Consider the following 24,941-nt stretch of genomic DNA (forward strand, 5'->3'; position numbering starts at 1 on the left):
TATCTTCTTGTCAGAGCATCATACTCGATGCTCTATTTGTCATGCAATTTTCAAGGTACTGATTGCGATGAATAAGTCATCGCCACTATACTCAAAACATCTCTGTTTTTGAAACTATTTATTGACTTTCTTTAATAGTTAGTCTTTTTTTGAGAAAACAAATCAGATTCCACAGCACAAGAACGCCCATATAAACCATCCCAAGGGGCAGGATCTGAAACCATGTAAGACCCAAGGCCCGCAGATACAAAGAGGCAGCACACAGACAGAGCACCTGCAAAAGTATAGGTACCGCCTGCTGCCGCCAATACATTCTCCCACTCATATGGAATACCCCTGCCCATACCGGGTCCGGATCAGATCCCCCGCATCCAGTTCCTTTAATTTGCCTCTGAGACGGGTTATATGGACACTGAGGGTATTGTCATCAATATAGACCTGATCATCCCACAGCTCCTCAATAAGATCCACTCTTCGGATCACCTCTTTCGGGCGGGAGAAAAGGCAGGCTAAGAGAAGGGTCTCCTGCCTGGTCAAAAAAATCTCCCTGTCTCCCCTGCGCAGCTTTCCCTTGGCGGGCAGAAGGCAGAAATCCTGCCATATGATTTCCCTCTCTGCCTCCGCATCCGGGTAGCTGCGCCGGAGCAGAGCCTCAATCCTGGCAAGCAGTATGGGCATTTTATAAGGCTTACGCACAAAGTCATCCCCGCCCATAGTCATGCCATACAGCTCATCCATATCGGTGTCTCTGCTAGTCAAAAAGATAATGGGAATTTTTGAAAAGCGCCGGATACTCCTGCATATCTCATATCCGTCTCTTCCCGGAAGCGTGACATCCAGAAGCACAAGATGCACTTCCCCTCTTCCCACAATGTCCTCCGCATCCTCAAAGTTCTCAGGCACCACCACCTCATATCCATGGTTTTCCAGATCCCTGGAAAGCTCTCTTTTCAGAACCTGGTCATCTTCTGCTGCCAGTAGCCTCATCATCTGCGGTATCTCCTCCCTGCTGCTCCCCAAATGTCTTCAATATAGCGCGCGCTGTACACAGGCCGTTTGCCGAAGCCTGCATGAGTCCTCTGGTGATCGATGCGCCGTCTCCCATGGAGCGCAGCCCTTTTATATTTGTCTCGAATTCTGTATTGACCAATACCTTATTGGAATAGAATTTAACCTCCACCCCATAGAGCAGAGTCTCATCACTTGCGATCCCCGGTGTAACCTTGTCAAGGGCTTCGATCATCTCCACCACAGCCACCATGATCCGGTGGGGAAATACCAGGGACAGATCCCCGGGAACCGCGTCCTTAAGCGTAGGTATGATATTATTCCTTGTAAGCCGTTCAGCAGTAGTTCTTCTGCCTCTCTTAAAATCCCCGTACCTCTGCAGCAGGATCTTTCCGTCACTTAGCATGTTGCCAAGCTGGGCAATATGCTTGCCATACTCAATGGGAGAACGGAAAGGCTCTGTAAAGTTTTTGGATACCAGCAGGGCAAAGTTTGTGTTGTTCGTTTTTTTGTCTTTGGATTTGTACGCATGGCCGTTCACCACGGCAAGGCCGTTCTCATAATATTCCGCGGAGACTTCACCGGAAGGATTTGTACAGAAAACCCTCACTTTATCATCAAAGGTAGGGGTATAGTACACCAGCTTCGCCTCATACAGCTTTTCATTTAATTCCTTCATGATCTCGTCACGGACTTCCACACGGACACCCACGTCCACAGTACCGTTCTTTGTCTCTATGTGATGTCCGTTGCAAACTCCTGCAAACCACTCCGAGCCTTCCCGGCCCACACCGGCCGCGATCTGCGGCGCGTAAAAAGTTTCCTGTTTGTCCGTCACCACACCTTTTACTTTTCCGTCCTCAATGAGGATATCCTCCACCATGGTCATAAACAGAATCTCCACACCTTCCGCCAGAAGATGCTCCTGCAGCCGTGTATAGATCTTATAGCCCTCCTCTGTACCCAGATGACGGATAGGACACTCAATGAGCTTTAAATTGGCGCGGATGGCCTTTGTACGGATATCCCATATGGCCGCCTGGTCGTCAATTCCGTATACCTTTTTGTCAGCCCCGAATTTCAGGTAGATCTCATCCGCTTCATGGATCAGCTTTTCCGCCTTTTCATAGCCAAGGATTTCGGGGAGCGTGCCTCCCACATCCGGTGACAGGGAAAGCTTTCCGTCTGAAAAAGCTCCCGCCCCCGCAAACCCTGTTGTGATGGAGCAAGGCTTACAGCCGGCGCAGACATTGGTTGTCCGCTTTGGACAACGGCGTTTCTCTATGCATCTTCCCTTTTCGATCATCAGAACCTTTAACCGGGGATTTTGGCGTTTTAATTCATAGGCACAGAAAATTCCCGAAGGACCTGCACCGATAATGATCACATCGTATTTATTATCCATTTTACTGCCTCCCTTATATCGTACAAGCTGTCATCTGGTCCGCTGCTGTCATTATAACATACTTGCGCCGCCATGTGCCTGAAAATTCTTCCAACATACGGGCAGTATCAGAAAAACGTATAGACCAAGCCTCCCACGATCCCCGTACCTATCATAACCGCCACTGGGTTTACCCTCCATCTGCGCAGCATAAAAAGCGAAGCCAAAAAGACCAGAACGGCTGTCCAGTCCGCTGTCTTTATCTCAGATACCACCGATGTCCCTGTAAAGGACAGCAAAAGGATCGTAAAAGCCGCAGAGATGATAAGCCCAAGGGAAGCCGCCTTCAGACCGTTCAGCAGCTCTATGATATACTCTGACTTCTGGTAATGCTGAAACAGCCTGTATAAAAAAGCCGAGATGCTGATACCGGAGATCACACACCCAAAGGTGGCCAGAACCGCTCCCGGTATTCCCGCTATCTGTATACCAATAAAGGTAGAGGTGTTTACCGCCAGAGGCCCCGGTGTCATCTGGGATATCGTAATAATATCCGTAAATGTCTTCTGTGATACCCACGCAAAGCGCTCCACCACCTGTTCCTGTATCAGTGGTATAATGGCATACCCGCCTCCGATACTGAAAAGCCCGATCTGGAAAAATGTCACTGCAAGCCGAAGAAGCTTACCCATATATCTCACCTCTCTTCCTGAACCATACCCGCCCTGCGCAGAGACCGCAGCACACCAGAAGTATTGCCGCGATGTTGGCATCTGTCAGAAAACTTATGGCGAACACCGAAACGGTCATGGTGGTCAGAAGAGGTGAGCGTTCTCTCAGAACAGCCCGTGTCATATCCACAACAAAATCCACGATCAGAGCGGCCGCCCCTGCCTGCATCCCTTTCAGCACAGCAGCTATGACGGTATTGGCAGCCACCGCTGCATACCATTTTGAGATAACTGCCAGAATGACCAGCGGCGGAATGACGGAACAGACGCCGCTGATGACAAGGCCTGCCATACCAGCCGCCTGCCAGCCCGCAAGAGACGCCATGTTTACGGCAATGGCTCCCGGTGTGGACTGGGCAATGGCCGCTATACGGATCAGCTCCTCCTCATCAAACAAATGCTTTTTCTCCACGAAATATTTCCGTATCATGGGCACGACCACATAGCCGCCCCCAAAGGTAAAGGCACTGATAAACAGATTGATATACGCCAGCCACAGGCATAATTTTATTTTTTCTTTCATACTGAAATCCTCCCTAAAGAGACAGTATATCCCTTGTGTATCCATCTGTAAAACGATATAATATTGTGATAATCATAAATTTTATTCATGGTAAAATAGGGAGGAATACACTATGATGACACTGCGCCATCTCTATATCTTTAAAACGGTCACCGAGACGAACAACTTTACAAAAGCGGCAGAGAAATTATACATCACCCAGTCAGCGGTCTCCCATGCTATCCGGGAATTGGAGGAATACGCCCAGACCGCGCTGTTTGACCGGCTTTCCAAGCGGGTGCAGCTCACCAGAAGCGGAGAACTTCTCCTGGAAGAGATCCTGCCTGTCCTGGCTGCCTGTGAAAGCCTGGACAAACGCATAAAGGGTCTGGAAAAACAGGCCCCTATCCATGTAGTATCCAGCATCACCATAGCGATCCACTGGCTCCCGAATATCCTTGTAGGTTTCCGGAAACAGTGGCCCGGTGTGACGGTTCAGGTGGAGGTTGTGAGCGCTGCCAATGCCCTGGAAACCCTAAAAAGCAAAAAAGCGGATCTGGCACTCCTGGAAGGCTCTGTTCCCCAGGGTCCTTTTTTCCACGCCTCCTTTGACAAATATCCTCTTCTGGCAGCCTGTTCTCCCCAATATCCATGTTCCCACACTTCTATGGACCTGGATACCTTCTGTTCCGAGAAGCTGCTTCTGCGGGAAAAAGGCAGCGCCATCCGCGACGTGCTGGACAGCACACTTCTCTTGTCAGGCCACTCGGTCTGCCCTCTGTGGGTAAGCGTCAATTCCCCCGCCCTTATGGAAGCGGCAAAGGCCGGGCTTGGTATTACGGTTCTTCCAGACCTTCTGCTGAAGGATGAACTTGAAAAGGGTGCTCTGATCCCCCTTGATATAAAAGGACTTTCCCTGGAAAATGAACTGTTTGCGGTATGGCACAGAGATAAATTCCTGTCCGCGCCGCTGCATGCGCTTCTATCCTGTATTGCCCCGGTATAGAAAAAGCCTGCCTAAAGTGGAAGTCTGAATTGTTGCCTAAATAGCAGCCTGTGAACAATAACCACTTGACAATATGTCACCATATGCCTATAATGTACTTATACAATAAGCATACTATAAAACAGAAAGGACCTGATACATGGAGATCATTATCAGCAGCAATACAAGCAAGCCCATCTACGAACAGATCACATCCCAGATAAAGGCTCTGATCATGAGCGGGGAATTGGAGACCGGGGAGCCGATCCCCTCCATGCGGGCTTTGGCAAAATCTCTGCATGTCAGCGTCATTACCGTTCAGAAAGCATACGAAGATCTGCAGAGAGACGGATTCATTGAGACAACCGTAGGCAGAGGAAGCTTTGTAGCAGCCCAAAACAAAGATTTTTATCAGGAAGAACAGCAGCGCCAGGCAGAGGAACACTTACAGGCTGCCGCTGATATCGGACGCACAAGCGGCATATCCCTGGATAAGCTGATCGAGCTTTTATCTATCTTTTATCAGGAGGAGGAATAACTATGGAGCCAATCTTACAAGTAAAGGATCTGACAAAGCAGTATCCTGATTTTATGCTGGACCACGTATCATTCTCAGTTCCCAGGGGTACGATCGTTGGTCTCATCGGAGAAAACGGCGCAGGCAAGAGCACAACACTGAAAGCCATTCTGGATTTGATCCGCAAAGATGACGGAACGGTACGCTTCTTCGGGGAAGAGCTGACAGAAGACAGAAAAGACATGAAAGAGAATATCGGAGTGGTATTTGACGGAATACATTTCCATGAAACCCTCACACCGGCTAAGATTGAAAAAATCTCCGCAGCGGCCTATAGACAGTGGAATTCTCAGACATACCGCGGCTACCTGGAACAGTTTTCCCTCCCCGCAGATAAGGAGATCAAAACCTTTTCAAAGGGCATGAAAATGAAGCTCGGCATTGCCGCTGCTCTCTCCCATGATCCGAAGCTTCTCATTCTGGATGAGGCTACAAGCGGCCTTGACCCGGTTATGCGGGATGACCTTCTGGATGTATTCATGGATTTTGTCCAGGATGAGAACCATTCCATTCTCATGTCATCCCATATCACTACGGATTTGGAAAAGGTTGCCGATTATATTGCGTTCATACACCAGGGAAAGTTGATCTTCCGAAAGGAAAAAGACGAACTGATCTATAACTATGGTATTATCCGCTGCAGCTCTTCCCAGTTTGAAATGCTGGATAAGAAAGATATCCTGGCCTGCAGAAAGAAGGATTACCAGTGGGATGTATTGGTATCTGACAGGGAAAAAATGGCCCGCAGATATAAGGATCTTGTCATCGACAATGCTGCAATAGACGATATACTTCTTTTATATGTTAAGGGGGATGTCCTATCATGAAAAGTCTGATCTTAAAAGATATGTATAATATGATACACAATATGAAATCTCTGCTCCTGATGCTCTTTGTGTTTCTGTTTATCACGGTTCCCCAGGGCGGTGCAGAGGCTTATGTCATCACATGCTGTATCCTGTGTGCCATGATGGTTGTCACTACTTTTAATTTTGATGAAAATGCAAAATGGGAAAAATATGCCATGATCATGCCAATCTCCAGAAAGGATTTAGTATTGAGCAAATTTGCGGTCCTTCTTCTTTTCTGTCTCTTTGGCATGGTATTCGGCGGAGTCCTTGGTGTGGCAGGCGGCAGTGTTATGGGCAGGTTCCATATTCTTTCTCTGTCCGAATGGCAGGAGCTTCTGGCCGTCTGTTTGGCAGGAATGGCCATCTCCTTTTTTCTTGGCAGTATTGTCATTCCTCTGCTCTTTAAATTCGGAGCAGAAAAAGCCCGCGCGTTAATGCTGGCCGCTTTTTTGATCCCCGTATTGCTCTGTCTGGGTGTGTACTATCTGATGAAGAATCTCGGTGTCGCACTCACAGATACTGTTATCCTAACGCTTACCTGCATTTCTCCTGTTGTACTCCTTCTATGGACTGCGGCAATGTACAGGATAAGCTTTGGTATCTTTAAAAAAGCTGAATTCTGATATATTGTATCCCCCAAAAGCCGGCTGTAGTTTCCGGCTTTTGGGGGATTTTATTACAGATATTTTGCTGTAATGCTGGCAGCGCAGGCTTTCATCTCTTCCGGTGTTCCCTCGAATATAACAGTTCCGCCCTCTTCCCCGCCCTCGGGGCCAAGGTCGATCACCCAGTCACTATCTCTGATGATCTGTTGGTTATGCTCCACAACAACCACCGTATTTTTCGCATCTGTCAGCCGCTCCAGAAGTGCAAGAAAATGTTGGATGTCTCTTGGATGAAGGCCCGTAGTCGGCTCATCCATTAAATACAGACATTGTTTTTTGCTCCGGTTCCCGATCAGCTCCTTTGCCAGCTTCAGCCGCTGTCCCTCACCGCCGGATAAGGTGGTCAGAGACTGCCCAAGCTGCAGGTAACCGAGTCCCACGTCCTGCAAAAGATTTAAAATCCTTATGAGCTTTTTATGGTCTTTAAAGACTTCAGCCGCCTCATCCACAGACATATCCAGAATATCCCTGATCGAACAGCCTCTGTATGTTACAGCCAGCACTTCTCTGTCAAACCGGTTTCCCTTACACACAGGGCACACCACCTCTGTGTTGGCAAAAAACAGCATGTTATTGTCCACATATCCAAGTCCCTCACAATTTTCACACCTGCCTCCCGGACTGTTAAAGGAAAAGTGTCCTGCCGAAAGACCTGCCTTTTTTGCGGCCTCCGTACGGGCAAAGACGGCCCTGATCTCCGTATAAGCTTCGGAAAATGTGGCCACATTGGATCTCTTCATTCTGGCCGCTGCAGACTGGTCAATCTCTACAATCTTGTGAAATCTCTCAAGCCCTGTGACACGGTTCTGTTCCGTGTCTTTCCTTCCCTTTGCAAGTACCTCGAAGATAAGTGTGGATTTTCCCGAACCGGAGGGACCGGTGACGGAGACAAGGCACCCTGTGGGAATATCCAAGGACACATGCTTTAAGTTATAAATATCCGCATTTTCAATGTGCACCACACCATCGGGGACCCTAAAATTTCTCTTCCCTGTCTGCGGTTCCTGCAGGTATCTTCCGGTCACCGAGGCGCTCTGCTTCATGATCTCGTCCAGGGTGCCTGCTGCGATCACCTCTCCTCCGTACTTTCCGGAACCGGGTCCCATATCAACTACATAGTCAGCATCTGCCATAACATCCACATCGTGTTCAATGACAAGCACCGTATTTCCCAGATCGCGGAGCTTTCTGAGGATTGCCATCAGCCCTTTTGTGTCCTTGGGATGCAGCCCTGCCGTTGGCTCATCCAGAATGTATATAATACCGGAAAGCTCAGAATCCAGTGCGGCAGCCAGACAAAGGCGCTGCATCTCCCCTCCGGACAGAGTTATGATCTGCCTGTCCAGGGAGAGATATCCAAGCCCCACCTTCATAAATCGGTTAAGCTTTGTCTCTATATCCAATAGATAGACTTCCGTAAATTCTCTTTCCCGATCTGTCAGATCCGCCCTCAGTTCCTGTATCCACCCATATAGCTTTTCAAGGGAAAAAAGGGAAAGCTCGGGAAGGCGGACGCCCCTTACCGTCACCCCTCGGCTGATCTCTCCAAGTCTCTCTCCGCCGCACTTTGGACACTCCACTACATCAAAATACTCCCCAAGCTGCTTTGTATCCCCATTTTTTTCCGCCAGGCGTCTCCACAGGATGGGATATATCCCTTCAAATCTGCCCCCGGAAACACTTTTGGGCGGTTCCCGATCCGGAAACAACGCTTTTACGGCACTGCTGTCTGCCCCTTCATAGAGAATCGCCTTTTGCTCCCTGCTAAACTGTTGTAAAGGGATACTAAGATCCGGATCCAGGCTAAAATGAACAAAGGCTTTTTGCAGTATAGAGCACTGGTACTTTCCGTATTGCTTTTCAAAAAAGCGCACGGCTCCCTCCTCCAAAGACAGCGTCTCGTCTGTAACCCGCTCTTTTTTTATGGTATGTATCCTTCCAAGCCCCTCACATACCGGGCATGCGCCTTCTTTAGTATTGAAAGAAAAAAAGGTGCGTGTAATTTTATCCATTCTCCTGCCGCACCTGCTGCAGTACATATAGACATAAAAATCATTTCCCTTTTTCTCTGTCTCCTCCCTGCACTCAGCAGAAGAGATTATCCCGCCGCAGTGAGGACAGGTCCTGACTCCCAGTTTTTCATATATCATCCTTAGATCTGTATAGACATCTGTCATAGTCCCCACAGTAGACCGGGGACTGCGGTTTGCGGCAGTCTGAAGGATTGCAATGGCAGGTGATGCCCCCTGTATGCGCTCCACCTTTGGCTTGCTGATCCCCTGTAAGGCCATGGCTTCCAGATATTGTCTTTGACACTCATTGAACAAGACATCGATCAGCAGTGTGGACTTTCCGGAACCTGATAATCCGGTAAATACAACAAGTTTATTTTTGGGTATTTCCAGAGAGATATTTTTCAGGCAGCCCTCATGAGCACCTGTAATTTTAATCGTAACCATAAATTCCTCCTGTTTTGTAACGGCGCTGTCCCCCACAGTCACCTTATTTTGTAATTGTTCCGTGCCCTTACAGTTATGAGCAAAAATCCAAGCAAATTGCCTTTGGCAATGGGATTTTTGCTTTAAACTATAGTAATTTCAAATGTTTTTCTGTATACTGATTCCATACGCAGCTCTTTTTGAAATGCATTTAAAATAATAGTGATCCGGACGATCCGGATATACAGAAAAAGCGATGTGAGGTATCCATATGATAAGCATGACAAAAAACACACAGTCCACAGAAACCCTGAAACAAATGGCACAAAAAGCCTTTCCCCGTGAAGCCTGCACGGAGATCCTGGAACTGACCGAGGGATATTTCAATGTGGCCTATCTTCTGCGTTTTGACAGCGGACGGGAAAGTGTCTTGAAAATCGCCCCGCCCAAAGACGCGCGGATCATGTCCTACGAAAAAAATATCATGTACAGTGAAATAACCGCCATGAGATTAGCCGCTCAGAAGACAGATGTGCCTGTGGCGGAAATCCTCTTCTTTGATGACAGCATCACGCTGTGCAGCTCCCCCTACTTTTTCATGGAAAAGCTGGAAGGAGAAAGCCTCTCCTCCCTGGCGGATTCCCTGCCGGAATCTGACATAAAAGAGATCCGAAAGGATACCGGGATACTGAACCGGAAGATCAACAGCATTACCGGAGAACAGTTCGGCTATATGGGCCTGCCTCAAATGCAGAACAAAAACTGGTACATGGTTTTTTGCTGTATGATAGACATGGCCTTGACAGACGCAGAAGTCATGTCCGTGGATTTAAAAATTTCTGTTCCAAAGCTCAAAGGATATCTTGAGAAAAGCAAAGCTCTGTTTGAGCAGGTTACCATCCCCCGCCTGGTACACTGGGACTTATGGGATGGCAACATATTCATCAAAAACGGCAGGATCACCGGACTCATTGACTGGGAGCGCAGTATGTGGGCTGATCCTCTTATGGAGGTGGGTTTCCGTACCTACAGACAGGAGCCTGATTTCCTCCTTGGTTACGGCATAGAAGCATTATCTTTTGAGGAGCAGCTTCGTGCCCTCTGGTATGATATCTATGTGACAATGCTGGCAGCCCAGGAATGCGCTTACAGACAGTATGATACCACCCAGATGTATGACTGGGCCACAGGAATGCTCACGGAAAAATTCTCCCAATTAAGCCGCCATTACGATCCGGACTCTAAACTGTGATCACCTGAGTGGCACAGCGGTCTGCGAAATCCTTATCGTGCTCTACCAAAAGCATGGTGGGTTCATACTCCAGGATCAGATTCTCAATCTGCATCCTGGAAAAAATGTCAATATAGTTCATTGGCTCATCCCAAATGTAGAGATGCGCAGGTTTCAGGAGGCTGGATGCTATGAGAACCTTCTTTTTCTGGCCTTCTGAATATTCCTCCATACGCTTTTCAAATTGGATTCTCTCAAAATCCAGCTTGCGCAGTACAGCCCGAAAAAGGCTGCTGTCTATGGATTCCCGCTCAATATACGCATCCAGACTCCCCTGTAAAAAGGAAGTATCCTGATTGATATATGAGATTTTAAGCCCTGCTGCCAGCTCGTGCAGCCCAGAAACCTCCAGACCCTCTGAACCGGAAAGGGCCATGCCCATGCCGGCGTCCTGCAGGATCATTTTCAGTATGCTGGACTTTCCGCAGCCGTTTTTTCCCTGCAGTAAAATGCGGTCTCCCTGTTTTAGTTCCATACTGAAATTATCGATCACCTGATAACCGTCATAAGAGACAGCGGCATCCTTTACTCTGATGTAAGTCTCCTTATGATGGGTGAGAGGTGTAAGCCGAAGTTGAGCCGGCTGTTCCAGATTTTTCAACAGATGTTCTTTTTCCCTGACTGCTGTCTGCTGCCTGCGTTCCAGGTTTTTTCTTCTCTGCTGCATCCGCCTGGCCTTTTCCCCAATATATGCCCTTGTGCCCATAGACCGATCGTGCTCTTTTACAGGATCGAAGCCGATTTTCGTCTGCTCCGCTTTATCTGCCCAGGCCGAGGCTTTTCTAGCAGATTCCTCCATTTTCTTTATCTCCTGCTTCAGCTTTTCATTCTCAGATATTTCAAACTGGTCTCTCCTTTTTTTATTTTCCCACCATGAACTGAAGTTTCCCTTCTCCACCTCAATCTGGTTCCGCTCCAGAGCCAGTACGTGGTCAATGCAGGAGTCCAGCAGCCATTTGTCGTGAGACACCAGGATAAATCCCTTTTTACTCTTCAGATAATCACACAGCAGTTTTCTTGTCTCCATATCAAGGTGATTGGTTGGCTCATCAATGAGCAAAAAATAATTCTCCCTAGAGAAGAGTACAGCCAGCATGACCTTTGTGCGTTCCCCGTGGCTCAGAGTCTGATAGGGACGATAGAGAATGTCCGCCTCCATTTGCAGCAGATCCAATTCCCGGCAGATTCTCCACAGCCCATATTCAGGCTGTACACCTTCAATCACCTCAATGGTATCACGTTCCATCTCCTCCTCCCTGATCCGGAAAGGAAAATAGTCAAATAAAACAGAGCTGCTGATACTTCCCCTGTAGGAATACTGCCCCAAAAGCAGCTTGAGTAGTGTAGTCTTTCCCTTGCCGTTCCTTCCGATAAGTCCCAATTTCCAATTTGTGTCGATCATAAAAGAGGCATCACAAAATACATCATCATAACTTCCGTCATAACAAAAAGTCAATCCTGAAACGCTTATTTTTGCCATAGTAAATCACTCTCCCAACAGGCGCAAAAACGTAACGGTTACCTTTCTGGCGCCATGAAAAAAATCGCCTGTTACCAGACGATTTTTATATCCACGCAAAAATAAAGCCACTTGACACAAAAAAAGAGGCCTCCCATGAATATAACCTATCTTCTGATAACATGACAAACATCCGATACCTCCTGGTATCGTTCTTACAGTTCCGCATGTTTTCAAAAAATAGATTATTTTCTCATCGTAGCACCTCTCTCAAATATTCTGAAGACAGCATACCACAACCGGAAATGCATTTCAAGTATTTTTTCTCCCACTTCCCGTATCTGGTTACTATCCCGGAAGCTGTTTTCCCAACTGCGTATATACCTTCACTGCATCCTCCACATGATACTGCCTTGTCTCATGGTCTCCCCTGGCATGGGCGGTAATGAGGATGTACTCTTTTTGGCCGATCACCGCCAGACTGGCAAGACAGAGTCCTGCCTCTTTCGTATACCCTGTTTTTCCTCCCAGGATCTCCCCGTCTGTCACAGCCGCGCTGTTCATCTCCTGGAACATGGTGCTGGCAAATGTGAATCCCTCAGGATGACATGCAGATGGATTTGTGCTGTAGCTGCTGCTGGTAAACACCTGGCGGAAGGTGTCGCCGGCCAATGCATACCGAAGAAGTACGGAGATATCCCTGACTGTGGAGTAATGATCCTCATCCTGAAGACCTGTAGAATTCGTAAAATGGGTATGTTCCATTCCAAGCTCCTTTGCTTTTTCATTCATCATGTCCACAAAAACCTCTTCTGAGCCGGCGATCCTATCAGCAAAGGTCAGACAACACTCCGCACCGGATGGAAGCAGCACCCCATAGAGCAGATCCAGCCCCACAGCCTCTTCACCGGGGCAAAACCCAGCCATGGATGCCCCCTCCTCATAAAGCTTTGGGAAAATTTCTTCTGGAACGATAATTCTTTCCTGTAGATCCCCGATATTCTCAACAGCGAGAACTGCTGTCATGATTTTTGTAAGGGAAGCCGGATATATTTTTTCATCTGCTTTTTTCTCCCCCAGGACTTTCCCTGTTTCCAGCTCTACCAGAATGGCATTCGGACTGTTCAGTCCGCTCAAGCTTTCCCTCCCCCCTTTATCCTGTCCTAAAACAAAATACGCGGTAAAACTCAGCAGGACCACAGACAGCATAACTGCCGCCAACACGCGTCTCCTCCTTCGCTGTCTTCTTCGCTGCCTTATTGTCATCCTCCTGCCTGTTTTTCCTGTTCTTTCTCTTTTTTCCATTCTGCCTGCACATCCTCTCTGTATATATAAAGAACTCCCCTGTTCTCAAAGACATTATATCTTTTCGGGGAGTTCTTTCCTTTAATATTCAGTTGATATTTTCCTAAGAAAATCCTAAGATGTGGTTATTTCTCAGAATCAGTGCAGTGGAAGTGACACGCAGAATACAGTCAGTTCCTCCTTACTCTCAGCCCGGAGACATCCCCCGTGCTGCTCTATGATCTCTTTTGCGATCGCCAGCCCCAGTCCTGCGCCGCCTGTATTGCTGCCGCGTGCTTCATCCAACCGGAAAAACTTTTCAAATATGGATTCCAGCTTCTGTTTAGGTATGGTTTTTCCCTTATTTGCAAAAGAAATCTCTACCGCCTCGTCTGTCTCCCTGGCAGTGATCTCAATAGCAGTGTCCGGATAACTGTATGCCACTGCGTTTTTCAAAATATTATTGAACACCCTTGCCAGCTTTTCCGGGTCTCCATACAGCCTTAAGTTTTCATCCGCATGCAGAATTGCTGTGTTTCCATGGGCTGAGAGGATCGGATAAAACTCATCCATCATCTGAACCAGCATATAATACAGGTCAATGGTCTCTTTTTCCAGGGGGATCTCCTGAAGATTATAGCGGGTGATCTCAAAAAACTCATTCAGCAGACTTTCCAGACGGCATGCCTTATCAAAAGCGATCCCTACATATCTTTCCTTCTGTTCCTCCGGCATATCCGGTGCCTCCCTTAAGAGACTCAGGTATCCCATCACAGAGGTAAGGGGTGTCTTCAGGTCATGAGCCAGATATGTCAGCAGATCACTCTTGCGCCTGGATTCCTCCTTTAATATCTGTTCATGGCGCTGCATGGTGTTTTTTACACGCTCCATCTCTGTTCCAATCTCTTCATACCGGCTGGTAAATAACGCCTCCGCATCGGCATTTTCCGTATCCATATATATACGGATCAGCTTTCCCGCTTCTTTCCTGGCGTCCGCCACCTTGTGCTTTGTATAGAAATGGATCACAAGGCTGATGACTGCTGCCATAAACAGAACTATGGCGCAAAAACATTTGAGCAGAAAATCTTTGAGCACTGACCAGGATATCTCCTGGCTGTAAAACAAATCCCCCGTCTCTGTATTGCCATGAGACGTAATGATTACAAATTTGTTGGCAAACCAGTCCAAAAACAGACCGTTTCCAAATGTATCCACCAAATAAAAAATACCGTAACAGACAATAAGGATTCCATAAATACCCATAATAATTTTTAACAGAAACAGTATTCTACCCTTCAATTTTGTATCCATACCCCCAGACCGTCTTAATATATCTTGGATTTTCAAAAGAATCATTCATTTTTTCCCTCAGATGGCGGATGTGCACCGTTATGGTATTATTGCTCTTGCTGAAGTACTCGTCTCCCCAAATCTCATGGAAGAGTTCCTCCGCGCTCACCACCTTTCCCTTCTCCCGGCAGAGGATCTGGAGAATGGAAAACTCTGTAGGGGTCAGGGAGAGTATTTTCTCATCCAGTGTACACTCATGGGTCCTGATATTCAGCACAAGTCCTGAATGTTCCAGAATGTCCTTATCCGCTTCATAACCGGAATTATATCTCTTATATCTGCGAAGCTGGGCTTTTACTCTCGCCACCAGCTCCAGAGGTCGAAACGGTTTTGTGATATAATCATCTGCCCCAAGACTCAGCCCCGTTATCTTATCCAGCTCTTCCCCTTTTGCTGTCAGCATGATCACAGGAAATGTATATTTTTCCCTTATCTTCCTGCATATCTCCAGGCCGCTCATACCGGGAAGCATAATATCCAGTAAAGCCAGATCGATCTTTTCCCTTTGGATGCAGGCAAGGGCTTCCTCTGCCTTATAATATTTATAAACCTGATAATTCTCATTTTCCAGGTACAGGGCTACCAGATCCGCGATCTCCTTCTCATCATCTACTACCAGTATCTCTTCTGCCATTGTTTCGCTTCCTCCTTCACGCATCTATCATACCAGGAAATCACTAAGAATTTATTAATTTTATCATAAGTTTTTGTATTTCAGTGCATAAGAATATTTCTATCCCTGAAATACGCAGCGATCGAAGTGATAAACTGTCCATTGCTTGGACGTTTCTGGACATAATGGTTAGTGATCTCCTGATACAGCTCCCGGTTGCCGCGCTCCCACATCACCTCGATCGCATGACGGATATTCCGCTCCACACTGGAAGGAGACGCATCACAGAGAGATGCCACCTGGGGATACAGGCACTTCATCATTCCATTCATACTGCTGTTCCCGTCCACCTCCAGTTCAATGGCTTTTCTCAGATACATATGCCCCTTTAAATTCGGCGTGATCCCCAGCCTGTTCAGCAGGATCCCTGTACGCGCCCCCGTGTCCATATCCACCAATAGCTCCTGTAAATAACCGGTCATATTTTCTGTGTTCCCGTCCTTTTTTTTGGTTATCCCTGCCTGCAGCACATATTGAAGAGCTATTTCCAATATCCTTCCATCCGACAGCATTTCTTGAAAATTTTCATTATTCATGGTATATTTCCTCCCAAACAGACTATTTCTCAGTAATTTTGTAAGACACGAATGTGTCTATTATAAAAAACCCCTATATACTTGTCAACGCAGCACGCTGCCATATTATTCCATATTTGGAAGGAACATACAATGAACCATAAAAAAATCAAAGAAATCATGAAGGCACAGGGCTATACCATAGAGATGCTGTCCCTGATCAGCAATATTCCCGTGGGAACACTTTCCAAGATCATAAGCGGGATCACTGCCAACCCCAGATACGAAACTATGTCAGCCATAGCAAAAGCACTCAACTGCTCTCTGGATGAATTTTCAGGGCGTTCTGTCGCTATTCCTTATGACTATGAAGAATATCTCCGCCGTTTCAAACTGCTGCCCTCCTGCCAGAAGGAATACATCAAATATGTGATCGATCTGGAATACGACCGCATGGTACATATGAAGACCGATGAAACCATGTCCCTGAGATGTTATGAGTTTACCAGCATTGTTGACGGCTGGGTCGAATTTGACAGTGTAAAAACCCACAATGTAACCATAGATAAAAATCCTCTGACGGAAAGCTGTACCTTTCTGGTATGGGTACGCACCGATTTACTGGAGCCAAAATTTTTCAAAAATTCTGTTCTGGGTTTTCACCGCAATGACGGCCTGCGTCCCAAAAACGGCGAAATATGGATGGTACTTCATTACGGACTGCTGTTTATCGGAAGATTTTATAAAAACCATGAGAGGATCGTCCTGAAATCACTGAACGGAACCATTGATGACATTCCCATTACAGATTATCACCAATACCGGCGGGTGGGTCGCTATGTGGGATGCATGGATGTCCCTGAGCTGACTAAGGAGAGGACCGCTCTCCGGCAGGATTAACCTGCCAAAAGCGGCCCTCTTCCCTATTTCTTTCTGTTTCTTATCACAATCCCCGCTGCAGTCAGCAAAATGCCTGCTGCCCCCAGCCATATTTTATTTTCCGTTTTTCCCTGCATGAGGGAGAACAGAAAAAATTTTCCAAGATACTTCTCTCCTGCCCCATAGCAGCAGATATAATAAAACACCGGTATCATATAGGCGATGGCCAGATTATCTGTGATCCCATAAGCAAAAATCCCAAGCCCCCCAAGAAAAATACAGCTTGCCATCGCACATAAAAAATAGGTTCCAAAGGGGAATGTACACTCCCCCAGTTTCATCCGAAATAAAATAAACAAATTCATCAATGCCAAACCCAAACCCGCCTGCAGCAGCCGCAATAGCTGGACATTTCTCACCGGATACTCCTTGCTTGCCAGCAGATCCCGAATATCCTTATTCTGCTCCGGCATAAAAAGCGGTGTCAGAAGCACAATTCCCAGCAGTGAAAAATACATGTCTAAAACCTGTCCTGCCTGATACCGGTTCAGCGCTTCCATCCCCACGATCACCGGAGCGAGAAGACAAAACAGCAGAGCAGCAGCCAAATGTCCGACATAATGGTTTTTAAAGTGTTCCTTTTCTATGGATAAAATTCTTTCCACGGCCTCCCAGCACCCCTTTCCGTTTCATGTGATATATGAGCACAGTACCTGCCATGAGGAGCACGGCCAGCCCGGTGTACAGAAGTCTGTTCTTAACCATCTGCCCGAACACGGACAGCCATACCTCTGTGGCCTGGTCATTGTTAAACCTGGGGATCAGGTTCCATCCCACCGTACCTGTCAGCTTTGTTCCCCCTGCGCTGATACTTACGATCCAGACCACTACCTGCACCAAAATGGCGGCCGGCCCCCCAAATAGTTCCGCCAGGAAGAACCCTAATGCCAGTACAAAGGCTGTTTCCGGAAGGATCCATCCCAGTATATATTTTCCGTAGGCCAGCACATCCACTGACACGCCCATCTGATGCCCATAATAAACACACTGCAGCGTAGGCATGACAGACAACAAAAACAGCGGCACTAAGATCAAAAATACCATGGAAAAATAACGGGCCGCAATGATGGTAACAGAGGACGCTCTTCTGGCATAGATCACTTCCTGTGCCATGGAACGTCTGTCCCTAAGTGTTCTGGTAACTGCCAGGAATACCGGAAGAAGTCCCAGAATGATCCCCATATAATCACAGAACAGTCTGGCTTTTCCTCTGGAAATCCGGTCCGTATACAGACTGGCATCATAGGTTTTTTTAGCGTCCTCGTATGTGGCATAGGTCATCGCATTGTTTTTTACATTCTCCACATCATAGCTGGTGCCTCCGCCAATGATTTCATCTGCCTTTTTCATATGTCTCAAAAACTTGTCATACGGCAGGCTCTCTGCCGGTGAAAGAACCGGCGGATTGACTCCTGTTATCTGTATGACTGCACTGTCATCTGTCTGATTTTTAAAATCCGGCACATAAATGGCCTCTGTGTATCCCTCCTCCATTCCGGTACAGTCAATCAGGATCTGATGGATCTTCTCCTGCTTTTCCTTGTTCAGGACCACATTTTTATAAAAGCCCATAGGGTAAGCGGTATAACTGTTTTCCTCATATTCTCCTGCAAGTATGGCAAGGGTTGCCCCCATGATCTGCTGCTTATCAGAGCTTGCTTTGACTCCGTAGCTCTCTTCCTGTCCTTTTAAGGGTTCTGAATACGGGGTAAAGCTTCCCACCTGGCTTACGTAGAAAAAAATCAGTGCAGCCAGAAACAGGTAATAGATCAGACTTTTGAGCATCTGCCCGCATTCTTTGGCAAACAGTTTAAAAAACATTATTTCCCCCTCCTCTCCTCCTGCATCAGATACATATAGGCATCCTCCACATTGGCCTCACATATCTGCGCATCGCTGAAAGGTTTTTCATCCGAGATCAGACGGACAGAGGCATGATTCCCCTGCATCATCATACTGGTAACCGTGTAATGATCCCTGATACTCTCCAGTTCCATCCTGGACACCTGGGCACTGTATATCCTGCCGGCAGCTTCCTCCAGAAGTTCTGTGACAGTCCCCTGAAAGAGCACACAGCCACGGTTCAGAACCGCTATATCCTCACAGGTAGCCTCCACATCCCCCACAATATGTGTGGAGAGTATGACGATCCTGTCCTTTGCCGTCTCACTGAGCAGGTTGCGAAAACGTACCCTCTCTTCCGGATCAAGCCCTGCAGTGGGTTCATCCACAATCAGCACTTTAGGGTCATGGAGCAGAGCCTGAGCAATTCCCAACCTCCTGCGCATTCCTCCTGACATGGCGCGCACTTTTGTTTTTACATCATCCGTCAGGTTTACCTGCTCCAGCAGTGACGGGATCCGTTCCTTTCTTGCCGGCTTGGACAGCCCAGACAATACTCCGAGATAATCCATGGCCTCATATACAGACATATTCCCATACATGGAAAAATCCTGGGGCAGATAACCGATGATCTTCCGAATCTCCCTGTCATTATCAATATTGATCCCACACACATGAATGTCCCCTTCTGTTTTCTGCAGCAGAGTGGCAATGATCTTCATAAGTGTTGTCTTGCCGGCGCCATTTGGTCCCAAAAGGCCGAACATACCCTTGTGGATGGTCAGATCCACATGTTTCAGAGCCTGCTTTTTTCCATAAGTTTTACTCAGATTTTTAATCACTATCTTCGTATCCATATTATATCCCCTATTTCCTTTCTTCTTGTCTGAGTCCTATCATAAAAGAAAAATCTCTATACTTTCCCTACGTACAGGAAAAAACTGCACAGACAATGGCACCTCCGCAAATGCTGTTGGCAAGCTCCAGCTCTCCCCCATGCTTTTTGCAGAGCAGGGCACTGATGGACAACCCGATTCCGAAATGACTGCTGTCCCCTTCCTTATCCCTGTAATAAGGGGATACCGCTTTTGTCAGCTCTTCTTTTGAAAATCCTCTTCCATCATCTTTTACATACAGGCGCAAGGGGCCTTCCTCACGCTGGGCTTCCAGGAGCACTTCCACCTTCTTCTGCGCATAGCGAAGCGCATTTGAAAGAAGATTCTCCGCCACTTCCATCACAAAAGAATCATCTGCCAGCAGCTTTGTCTCCGGATTTCCCATTAGCTTCACTTGGATCTCCATACCCTCTGTCTCCTGTAAAGGTACTGCTGTCTCCCGGATCTTATCGCAAAGGAGTGCCAGAGTAATACTTTTCTTTTTGGGTATTCGTTCTTCCATACTGTGGATTTCTTTCATAGTACCGCCAAAGTTCTCCAGCCGGCCCAGTTGTTCCTGCATGGTATGAAGAATTTCCATAACCTTCTCCTCCTGCAGACGGCCATCCGGGTAAAAACGCAGCAACAGATCCACATACCCCTGCATAACCGTAAGCGGAGTGCGCAGATCGTGGGCAAATGCCGCATTCAGAGTCCTCTGGTCCTCTGTCTGCTTCCAGAGGTTCTCCTGATAGGCGATGAGCTTCAGCCGCATATCATCCAGGCACCTGCAGAGTTGTCCCATTTCGTCCGCACTCTCGTACCTGCAGGAATATCCCATATCGTTTCCGGAAATGTGCCGGGCTGCGTCTGTCATAATATTAATGGGAATCTTCAACTTATTTCTGTAATACAGTATGGATACAAACGCGATCGCCAGAACAGAGTACAGCAGAACACAACCATACTGCAGAATATTGATGACTTCCAGAAGAATGATGTCTGTCTTTGTCAGCTCTTTTTCCGGCACATAATATTCAAGAGTGAAAACACTATTCTTATCCTTATCCAATACATTCTTAGACTCCTTATGCATGTATGGCGTCTCAATGATTCGTTTCCAGCCATTGCAGGTCTGTATGGTCATGGCAGAGGCCAGACAGATTGCCAATACCGCCACAAAAATGTAAAGGCGCAGAGATTTTTTCAGGTTCAGATTCCTGATCTTCTTTCCCAGATTCTCCAGATATCCCTCTATCCAATCCATTGATATCCCACTCCCCAAACAGTTTCTATATAGTCATGCTTTGTATATTTTTTCAGTTTCTGCCTGATCCTTCTGATATGCTCCATGATAATACTGCTGTCCCCATCCCCGTCATAGCCGCGGACCGCTTCATATATGCGTTCTTTGCTGAAGACCTGCTTCTTGTGCATGGACAGAAATTCTATGAGATCAAATTCCATCCTGGTAAAAGGAATCTGTACACTGTCATAAAATACTTTTCTCTGTGAATAATTGATAACCAGTTTTCCCTGAAATTGCAGTTGTTCTCTGGATGCCAGCCGTTTCTCACGCCTCAGATGAGCCAGTATCCTGGCATCCAGTTCATCCATGCTGAATGGCTTCATAATGTAATCATCTCCGCCGATCATCAGTCCATTGATTCTGTCCTGTTCCTCCACCCTTGCGGTGAGAAACAAAATGGGACAGCTCACATGATCCCTGATCCTTCTGCACACCTCATAGCCGTCCATATCCGGCATATTGATATCAAGAAGGATCATATCCGGCTGTATCTTCATTTTTTCCAGGGCTTCTTCCCCACCTGCCGCTGTATAGATTTCATATCCCTGCAGCTCAAAATAGTCTCTCAGCATATTACGGATATCCTTTTCATCATCTACGATCAATATTTTTTCAGCCATTTTTCCTCCTGTTCTGCTCTGCGGATACACTTTTGAGGATACACGGATCGTTATCCGGGAGCAGTATCATCCATATTATAAACCAGGATAGCAAAAACTTCTCTATAAAATCCCTACAAATCAAAAAAAGAATTTGTGTCATCCAAAAAAGCCGCCGGACATTTCTGCCCGGCAGCTCTTTCTGCAGTATACTTAAATTAAATTTTATAGGTTTCAGCCAGATTTCCACCTATTTGTAAAAAGTCAGGCGGTAGCTTTTTTCAAAAGTTTTCCCTTTTTCCAGAGCAATGATATCCTCTTTTTCAGTAATATCCCCCTCAAACCCGTAGTCATCACAGCGCCCCATCCATGGCTCCAGACAGATATAAGGTCCTCCGGGCATTGTCCAAATTCCAAAATTTGTAAAGCCTTCACACTCCATAGCCACATAGGGTGTTCCGTTAGGATACCCGATCCCCACCCATTCAATCTGGGTATCATCAAAGATCAAGGCGTCTCTGTCGAACATGTGCTCCGTGATGCGGCATCTGTAATATCCATCCGCCTCTTCCAGGTCCAGGGCATACTCTTTCTTTGCCTCTGCTGTACCACTGTCCCCGTACACTAATTTATAACTAAGTGCCGGTCCCTTTTTAAACAAAAGATAATAATCCGTCTGTTTGCTGTCCTGCAGTATAGGGACATTGAAGCCCGGATGGCCTCCAATGGTAAAATACATGGTCTCTCCGCTTTTATTCACCACGTTCCATTCCACTGTAAGCTGTCTTGCTTCCAGACGGTGGGTAATATACAGTTCAAAGTCAAAAGGAAAATAACTTTTCGTATCCTTATCTGAAACCAGCCTGTGAATAAGCACCGATTCCGTTTTGCTGATACAGTCAAATACTCTGTCCCTGGCAAATCCATGCTGGCTGGTATGGTATTCTTTTCCGTCAAGGCGGTATGTATCGTTATGATGCTTTCCTACATTCGGAAAGAGAACAGGCGCATGACGGTTCCAATAGGGGGGCTTTGCCTGCCACAGCTCTTCTCTCTCATTTTCCTTATCATATACACTGACTAGTTCAGCTCCATGATCCTCCACGGATACTTTTAAATATTCATTCTCCAAAACCTGTCTCATGACTCTAAGCTCCTTTTTTGTTCGTTGCTTACAGTTTATCACAGACAAGCCGGCCGACGCAATGTCAATTATGCTTTATATATTTCCTCGATCAGCTCACTGCTGAATTCTTCCTGAAGATCCAGGTCAAACAAAAGCTGCAGAAGTCCAAAACGGTTTCTCAGATCCTTTGCATAGTAAATGCTCCGTTTGAAAACATCCTCTGTCACCTGAATCTGATCCGGAGCATACGGTGCCTCCATGGATTTCAGGATATCAATAATAGTCTCTGCCTTCGGCAGTTCATCAATGAGCGCTTGGATCTTATCCAGGTTCTGCAGATAAGCCTCTCTTCTTCTTGTTACTTCCTTATCCTTATTTTTGCCGATAGACTGCTCCAGCTTCAGCACACCCGGCGCCGCCGGTCCATAGGCTGCCTCAATTTCACCGCTCCAGGCACTATAGTCAAAATGCGGCAGACTGCCGGGCACTGCCTCTTTCCCAAGAGTTCTCAATTTTTCGTACATCTTAATGGCTGCCACGGTTCCAATCCCTACTTTTGTGCCGTGAAGAGGATCCGGCTGCTGATCAAGTAAAAACATCATCTCCCAATAGTGGGACATGTGATGCTCACTTCCTGAGGCCGGTCTGGAATTACCGATATAGCTCATGACAATACCGCTCAGTACAAGGCCTTCCATAATAGCTGCCACTGCCTCTTTATCCCTTTGTGCAGCTCTTTTAGCATTGTCCACTACCTTCTGGATGGATTCTCTCACCATATCCGCCATTTCCGGGCAGTAATATTCCCCATTAATAATATGGGCAAGCTGCCAGTCTGTCAGGCAGACATATTTTCCCAGAATATCACCTGCACCTGCTGCGATCATAGACAAAGGCGCCTGAGCCAGAATATCCAAATCTCCGATTATGACTTTGGCCGTATGCGCTTCATATGTGGTTTTCAGGTGTTTTATAATAAGGGGGGATACATTGGAGGCATAGCCATCCATAGACGGTGCTGTTCCCACAATATAATAATCCAGATTCATCTTAAAACTGATGAAACGGCACAGATCATTGATCGTACCGGAACCCACTCCAATAATCAGATCACAGTCTCTGTCAATCTCTGTAAGGAAATAGGTAACGGCATCCTCATCCGGTACCAGTTCCTTGTCCTGGAATATGATCGTCTGGTATGTATACTCCGCTTTTTCAAGCACTGCGCATACCTTTTCACCTGCGACTTTCTGCGTATTGATATCACTGACAACACAGAGCTTTTTATAGTCGTGTTTTTTAAGAATTTCAGGCAGACGCTCAATTGCGTTCTCCTCAATGATAATATCCTCAATGCTGCATACATGGGTTCTTCCACAGGAACAGTGATAGGGTTTTTCCAGGTATTCTTTCCAGTTTGTCTTTTCCATAATTTTGTTCTAATCCTTTCCGTCAGTATCTGTTCTTTGCAGCCTGCTGTGTGCGGCCGGAATCTTGATCGCAATTTCTTATAAGCACACTCTGGTACAAACAAAAAATCAGCCACAGGCCATGAGGCTTTATCTCTTGATTTTAAGACATAAGCCGAGACAAGCCAAGACATAAGCCTCTTGATATCTGTTCTTAACTATAGCAGATTCTTTTTGAATGTCAAATTTGTATTCAAAATATTAATTTATAGTATTATTAATATTTTAAATTATTAACAAGTTTGAATGCTTTTTTGCCGGTGTTCTTCGCAGAATCAATTGTCCAATCAATATACACGGATCAATTGGCAGTTTAATCATTAGATCTATTGTCAGATCATTCACAGGACTTTTGCTAAATCATTCATTAGGACATTTGCTAAATTATTCACAGGGCTTTTGCTAAATCATCCATCAGGGCTTTTGCCAAATTAATCATTTAGTCAATCACCGTCTAAATATTCGAGAGAATTCCCTGCAATTCCTCTGTTATACGCTGTAAATCCACTTTTGAAAAATCCGTGGTATCAATCTCCAAAACCGGTCCCGGAATCTGAAAATCTGCCATCCCCCTCTCCGTAATCCCTCGGATAAAATCTTCCTGCCCAAGAACCGGCTGTGCATTCATCTCTGCTTTCTCTTTTATTTCCGGATAATGATCATTGACAACATGGCCTCTATGTCTGTCAGAAGAACTGTTTCTCTCTGTCATTCTTTGAAAAAGCACATGGGGATCACCGGTAAGCCGCACTGTCACTGCCTGATAACCATATATTCCAAGCAGTGACCGGATACCTGGTTTTGAAACATTCTCGAAATTATTTTCCAATATAAAAGGCTGTCCCATCTTCATCATCTGTTCGGCAAAATAATACATAATTTCCATAGCACCTGTTCCAAGACTGACTTTTTCTGTCCTCGAATGAAATCCAACTGTATCAAATAAAATTTCTTTAATTTTGTCTTTTGATATGACCGGAATATGCAGCGCCTCAGACAGATACTCTGCCATAGTGCTTTTGCCGGATGCCGGAATGCCTGTCACTAAGATACCGTACATAGCTCT

At 46.4% G+C, this 24,941-nt stretch carries 25 protein-coding genes; 6 read left to right on the plus strand and 19 right to left on the minus strand.

Annotation, left to right across the window (positions count from 1 at the left end):
- Positions 1–118: 118 nt before the first annotated feature.
- The 5 genes from BLCOC_RS14530 to BLCOC_RS14550 all read right to left on the minus strand — a co-directional run bounded on the left by BLCOC_RS14530 (position 119) and on the right by BLCOC_RS14550 (position 3,646).
- Positions 119–325 carry a hypothetical protein gene (locus tag BLCOC_RS14530; RefSeq protein ID WP_115622573.1) on the minus strand — a complete coding sequence of 69 codons (207 nt, stop codon included), beginning with the start codon at positions 323–325 and terminating at the stop codon, positions 119–121.
- Positions 322–990, minus strand: coding sequence for a response regulator transcription factor (locus BLCOC_RS14535; RefSeq protein ID WP_115622574.1), 669 nt, complete (start codon positions 988–990; stop codon positions 322–324). Before BLCOC_RS14535 ends, BLCOC_RS14530 begins: the two co-directional genes overlap by 4 nt.
- The gene (locus tag BLCOC_RS14540; RefSeq protein WP_029468995.1) at positions 962–2,413 is read right to left on the minus strand and encodes an NAD(P)/FAD-dependent oxidoreductase; all 1,452 of its coding nucleotides are present in this window, start codon (positions 2,411–2,413) and stop codon (positions 962–964) included. The genes BLCOC_RS14535 and BLCOC_RS14540 overlap by 29 nt, the downstream gene beginning before the upstream one ends.
- A gap of 107 nt (positions 2,414–2,520) precedes the next feature.
- Positions 2,521–3,084 carry a chromate transporter gene (locus BLCOC_RS14545; protein ID WP_115622575.1) on the minus strand — a complete coding sequence of 188 codons (564 nt, stop codon included), beginning with the start codon at positions 3,082–3,084 and terminating at the stop codon, positions 2,521–2,523.
- The gene (locus BLCOC_RS14550) at positions 3,077–3,646 is read right to left on the minus strand and encodes a chromate transporter (protein WP_115622576.1); all 570 of its coding nucleotides are present in this window, start codon (positions 3,644–3,646) and stop codon (positions 3,077–3,079) included. Before BLCOC_RS14550 ends, BLCOC_RS14545 begins: the two co-directional genes overlap by 8 nt.
- A gap of 112 nt (positions 3,647–3,758) precedes the next feature.
- Here BLCOC_RS14550 and BLCOC_RS14555 point away from each other — a divergent pair, with 112 nt between their 5' ends.
- The 4 genes from BLCOC_RS14555 (at position 3,759) to BLCOC_RS14570 (ending at position 6,661) form a co-directional block, all read left to right on the plus strand.
- Complete coding sequence (locus tag BLCOC_RS14555; protein WP_029468992.1) at positions 3,759–4,631, plus strand: LysR family transcriptional regulator; 873 nt, start codon at positions 3,759–3,761, stop codon at positions 4,629–4,631.
- Positions 4,632–4,770: 139 nt separating this feature from the next.
- The gene (locus BLCOC_RS14560; protein ID WP_029468991.1) at positions 4,771–5,148 is read left to right on the plus strand and encodes a GntR family transcriptional regulator; all 378 of its coding nucleotides are present in this window, start codon (positions 4,771–4,773) and stop codon (positions 5,146–5,148) included.
- A 2-nt stretch (positions 5,149–5,150) separates the two neighbouring features.
- Positions 5,151–6,014, plus strand: a complete 864-nt coding sequence (locus BLCOC_RS14565; RefSeq protein ID WP_115622577.1) for an ABC transporter ATP-binding protein — start codon at positions 5,151–5,153, stop codon at positions 6,012–6,014.
- Positions 6,011–6,661, plus strand: a complete 651-nt coding sequence (locus BLCOC_RS14570; protein WP_018598192.1) for an ABC-2 transporter permease — start codon at positions 6,011–6,013, stop codon at positions 6,659–6,661. The genes BLCOC_RS14565 and BLCOC_RS14570 overlap by 4 nt, the downstream gene beginning before the upstream one ends.
- A 53-nt stretch (positions 6,662–6,714) precedes the next feature.
- Here the strand turns inward: BLCOC_RS14570 and BLCOC_RS14575 are convergent, their stop codons facing one another.
- A complete protein-coding gene (locus BLCOC_RS14575) occupies positions 6,715–9,162 on the minus strand; it encodes an ATP-binding cassette domain-containing protein (protein WP_115622578.1) in 2,448 nt (815 codons plus the stop codon).
- A gap of 250 nt (positions 9,163–9,412) precedes the next feature.
- Here BLCOC_RS14575 and BLCOC_RS14580 point away from each other — a divergent pair, with 250 nt between their 5' ends.
- Positions 9,413–10,393 carry an aminoglycoside phosphotransferase family protein gene (locus BLCOC_RS14580; protein ID WP_115622579.1) on the plus strand — a complete coding sequence of 327 codons (981 nt, stop codon included), beginning with the start codon at positions 9,413–9,415 and terminating at the stop codon, positions 10,391–10,393.
- Here BLCOC_RS14580 and abc-f read toward each other — a convergent pair.
- From abc-f to BLCOC_RS14605, 5 genes are all read right to left on the minus strand, one after another.
- On the minus strand, positions 10,383–11,912 hold the full coding sequence (abc-f, locus tag BLCOC_RS14585; RefSeq protein ID WP_115622580.1) for a ribosomal protection-like ABC-F family protein: 1,530 nt from the start codon (positions 11,910–11,912) through the stop codon (positions 10,383–10,385). The genes BLCOC_RS14580 and abc-f overlap by 11 nt on opposite strands.
- Before the next feature lie 327 nt (positions 11,913–12,239).
- A complete protein-coding gene (locus BLCOC_RS14590) occupies positions 12,240–13,196 on the minus strand; it encodes a D-alanyl-D-alanine carboxypeptidase family protein (RefSeq protein ID WP_242998954.1) in 957 nt (318 codons plus the stop codon).
- Positions 13,197–13,334: 138 nt separating this feature from the next.
- Positions 13,335–14,489 (minus strand): sensor histidine kinase, encoded by a 1,155-nt coding sequence (locus tag BLCOC_RS14595; RefSeq protein ID WP_115622582.1) that lies wholly within the window; start codon positions 14,487–14,489, stop codon positions 13,335–13,337.
- Positions 14,467–15,162, minus strand: a complete 696-nt coding sequence (vanR, locus tag BLCOC_RS14600; protein WP_115622583.1) for a VanR-ABDEGLN family response regulator transcription factor — start codon at positions 15,160–15,162, stop codon at positions 14,467–14,469. The genes BLCOC_RS14595 and vanR overlap by 23 nt, the downstream gene beginning before the upstream one ends.
- 80 nt (positions 15,163–15,242) lie before the next feature.
- Positions 15,243–15,737, minus strand: a complete 495-nt coding sequence (locus tag BLCOC_RS14605; RefSeq protein ID WP_018598183.1) for a sporulation initiation factor Spo0A C-terminal domain-containing protein — start codon at positions 15,735–15,737, stop codon at positions 15,243–15,245.
- 132 nt (positions 15,738–15,869) lie between these two features.
- Here BLCOC_RS14605 and BLCOC_RS14610 point away from each other — a divergent pair, with 132 nt between their 5' ends.
- Entirely contained in the window at positions 15,870–16,616 is a 747-nt protein-coding gene (locus tag BLCOC_RS14610; RefSeq protein WP_115622584.1) for a helix-turn-helix domain-containing protein, read from the plus strand.
- A gap of 23 nt (positions 16,617–16,639) precedes the next feature.
- On the opposite strand, the gene BLCOC_RS14615 is transcribed toward BLCOC_RS14610, so the two are convergent.
- The 8 genes from BLCOC_RS14615 to BLCOC_RS14650 all read right to left on the minus strand — a co-directional run bounded on the left by BLCOC_RS14615 (position 16,640) and on the right by BLCOC_RS14650 (position 24,935).
- A complete protein-coding gene (locus tag BLCOC_RS14615) occupies positions 16,640–17,260 on the minus strand; it encodes a hypothetical protein (RefSeq protein ID WP_029468982.1) in 621 nt (206 codons plus the stop codon).
- Positions 17,223–18,476, minus strand: a complete 1,254-nt coding sequence (locus tag BLCOC_RS14620) for an ABC transporter permease (protein ID WP_115622585.1) — start codon at positions 18,474–18,476, stop codon at positions 17,223–17,225. Before BLCOC_RS14620 ends, BLCOC_RS14615 begins: the two co-directional genes overlap by 38 nt.
- Complete coding sequence (locus tag BLCOC_RS14625; RefSeq protein WP_029468980.1) at positions 18,476–19,354, minus strand: ABC transporter ATP-binding protein; 879 nt, start codon at positions 19,352–19,354, stop codon at positions 18,476–18,478. Before BLCOC_RS14625 ends, BLCOC_RS14620 begins: the two co-directional genes overlap by 1 nt.
- A 67-nt stretch (positions 19,355–19,421) precedes the next feature.
- The gene (locus BLCOC_RS14630) at positions 19,422–20,639 is read right to left on the minus strand and encodes a HAMP domain-containing sensor histidine kinase (protein ID WP_115622586.1); all 1,218 of its coding nucleotides are present in this window, start codon (positions 20,637–20,639) and stop codon (positions 19,422–19,424) included.
- Positions 20,627–21,301, minus strand: coding sequence for a response regulator transcription factor (locus tag BLCOC_RS14635; protein ID WP_115622587.1), 675 nt, complete (start codon positions 21,299–21,301; stop codon positions 20,627–20,629). Before BLCOC_RS14635 ends, BLCOC_RS14630 begins: the two co-directional genes overlap by 13 nt.
- A gap of 229 nt (positions 21,302–21,530) precedes the next feature.
- Positions 21,531–22,424 (minus strand): aldose 1-epimerase family protein, encoded by an 894-nt coding sequence (locus BLCOC_RS14640; RefSeq protein WP_115622589.1) that lies wholly within the window; start codon positions 22,422–22,424, stop codon positions 21,531–21,533.
- 68 nt (positions 22,425–22,492) lie between these two features.
- Positions 22,493–23,836: a sn-glycerol-1-phosphate dehydrogenase gene (locus BLCOC_RS14645; protein WP_115622590.1), complete on the minus strand. Its 1,344-nt coding sequence runs from the start codon at positions 23,834–23,836 to the stop codon at positions 22,493–22,495.
- A gap of 493 nt (positions 23,837–24,329) precedes the next feature.
- Complete coding sequence (locus BLCOC_RS14650; RefSeq protein ID WP_115622591.1) at positions 24,330–24,935, minus strand: P-loop nucleotide/nucleoside kinase family protein; 606 nt, start codon at positions 24,933–24,935, stop codon at positions 24,330–24,332.
- Positions 24,936–24,941: the final 6 nt, after the last annotated feature.

Origin of the sequence: Blautia coccoides (genome assembly GCF_034355335.1) — a bacterium.
Classification (GTDB): Bacteria; Bacillota; Clostridia; order Lachnospirales; family Lachnospiraceae; genus Blautia; species Blautia producta.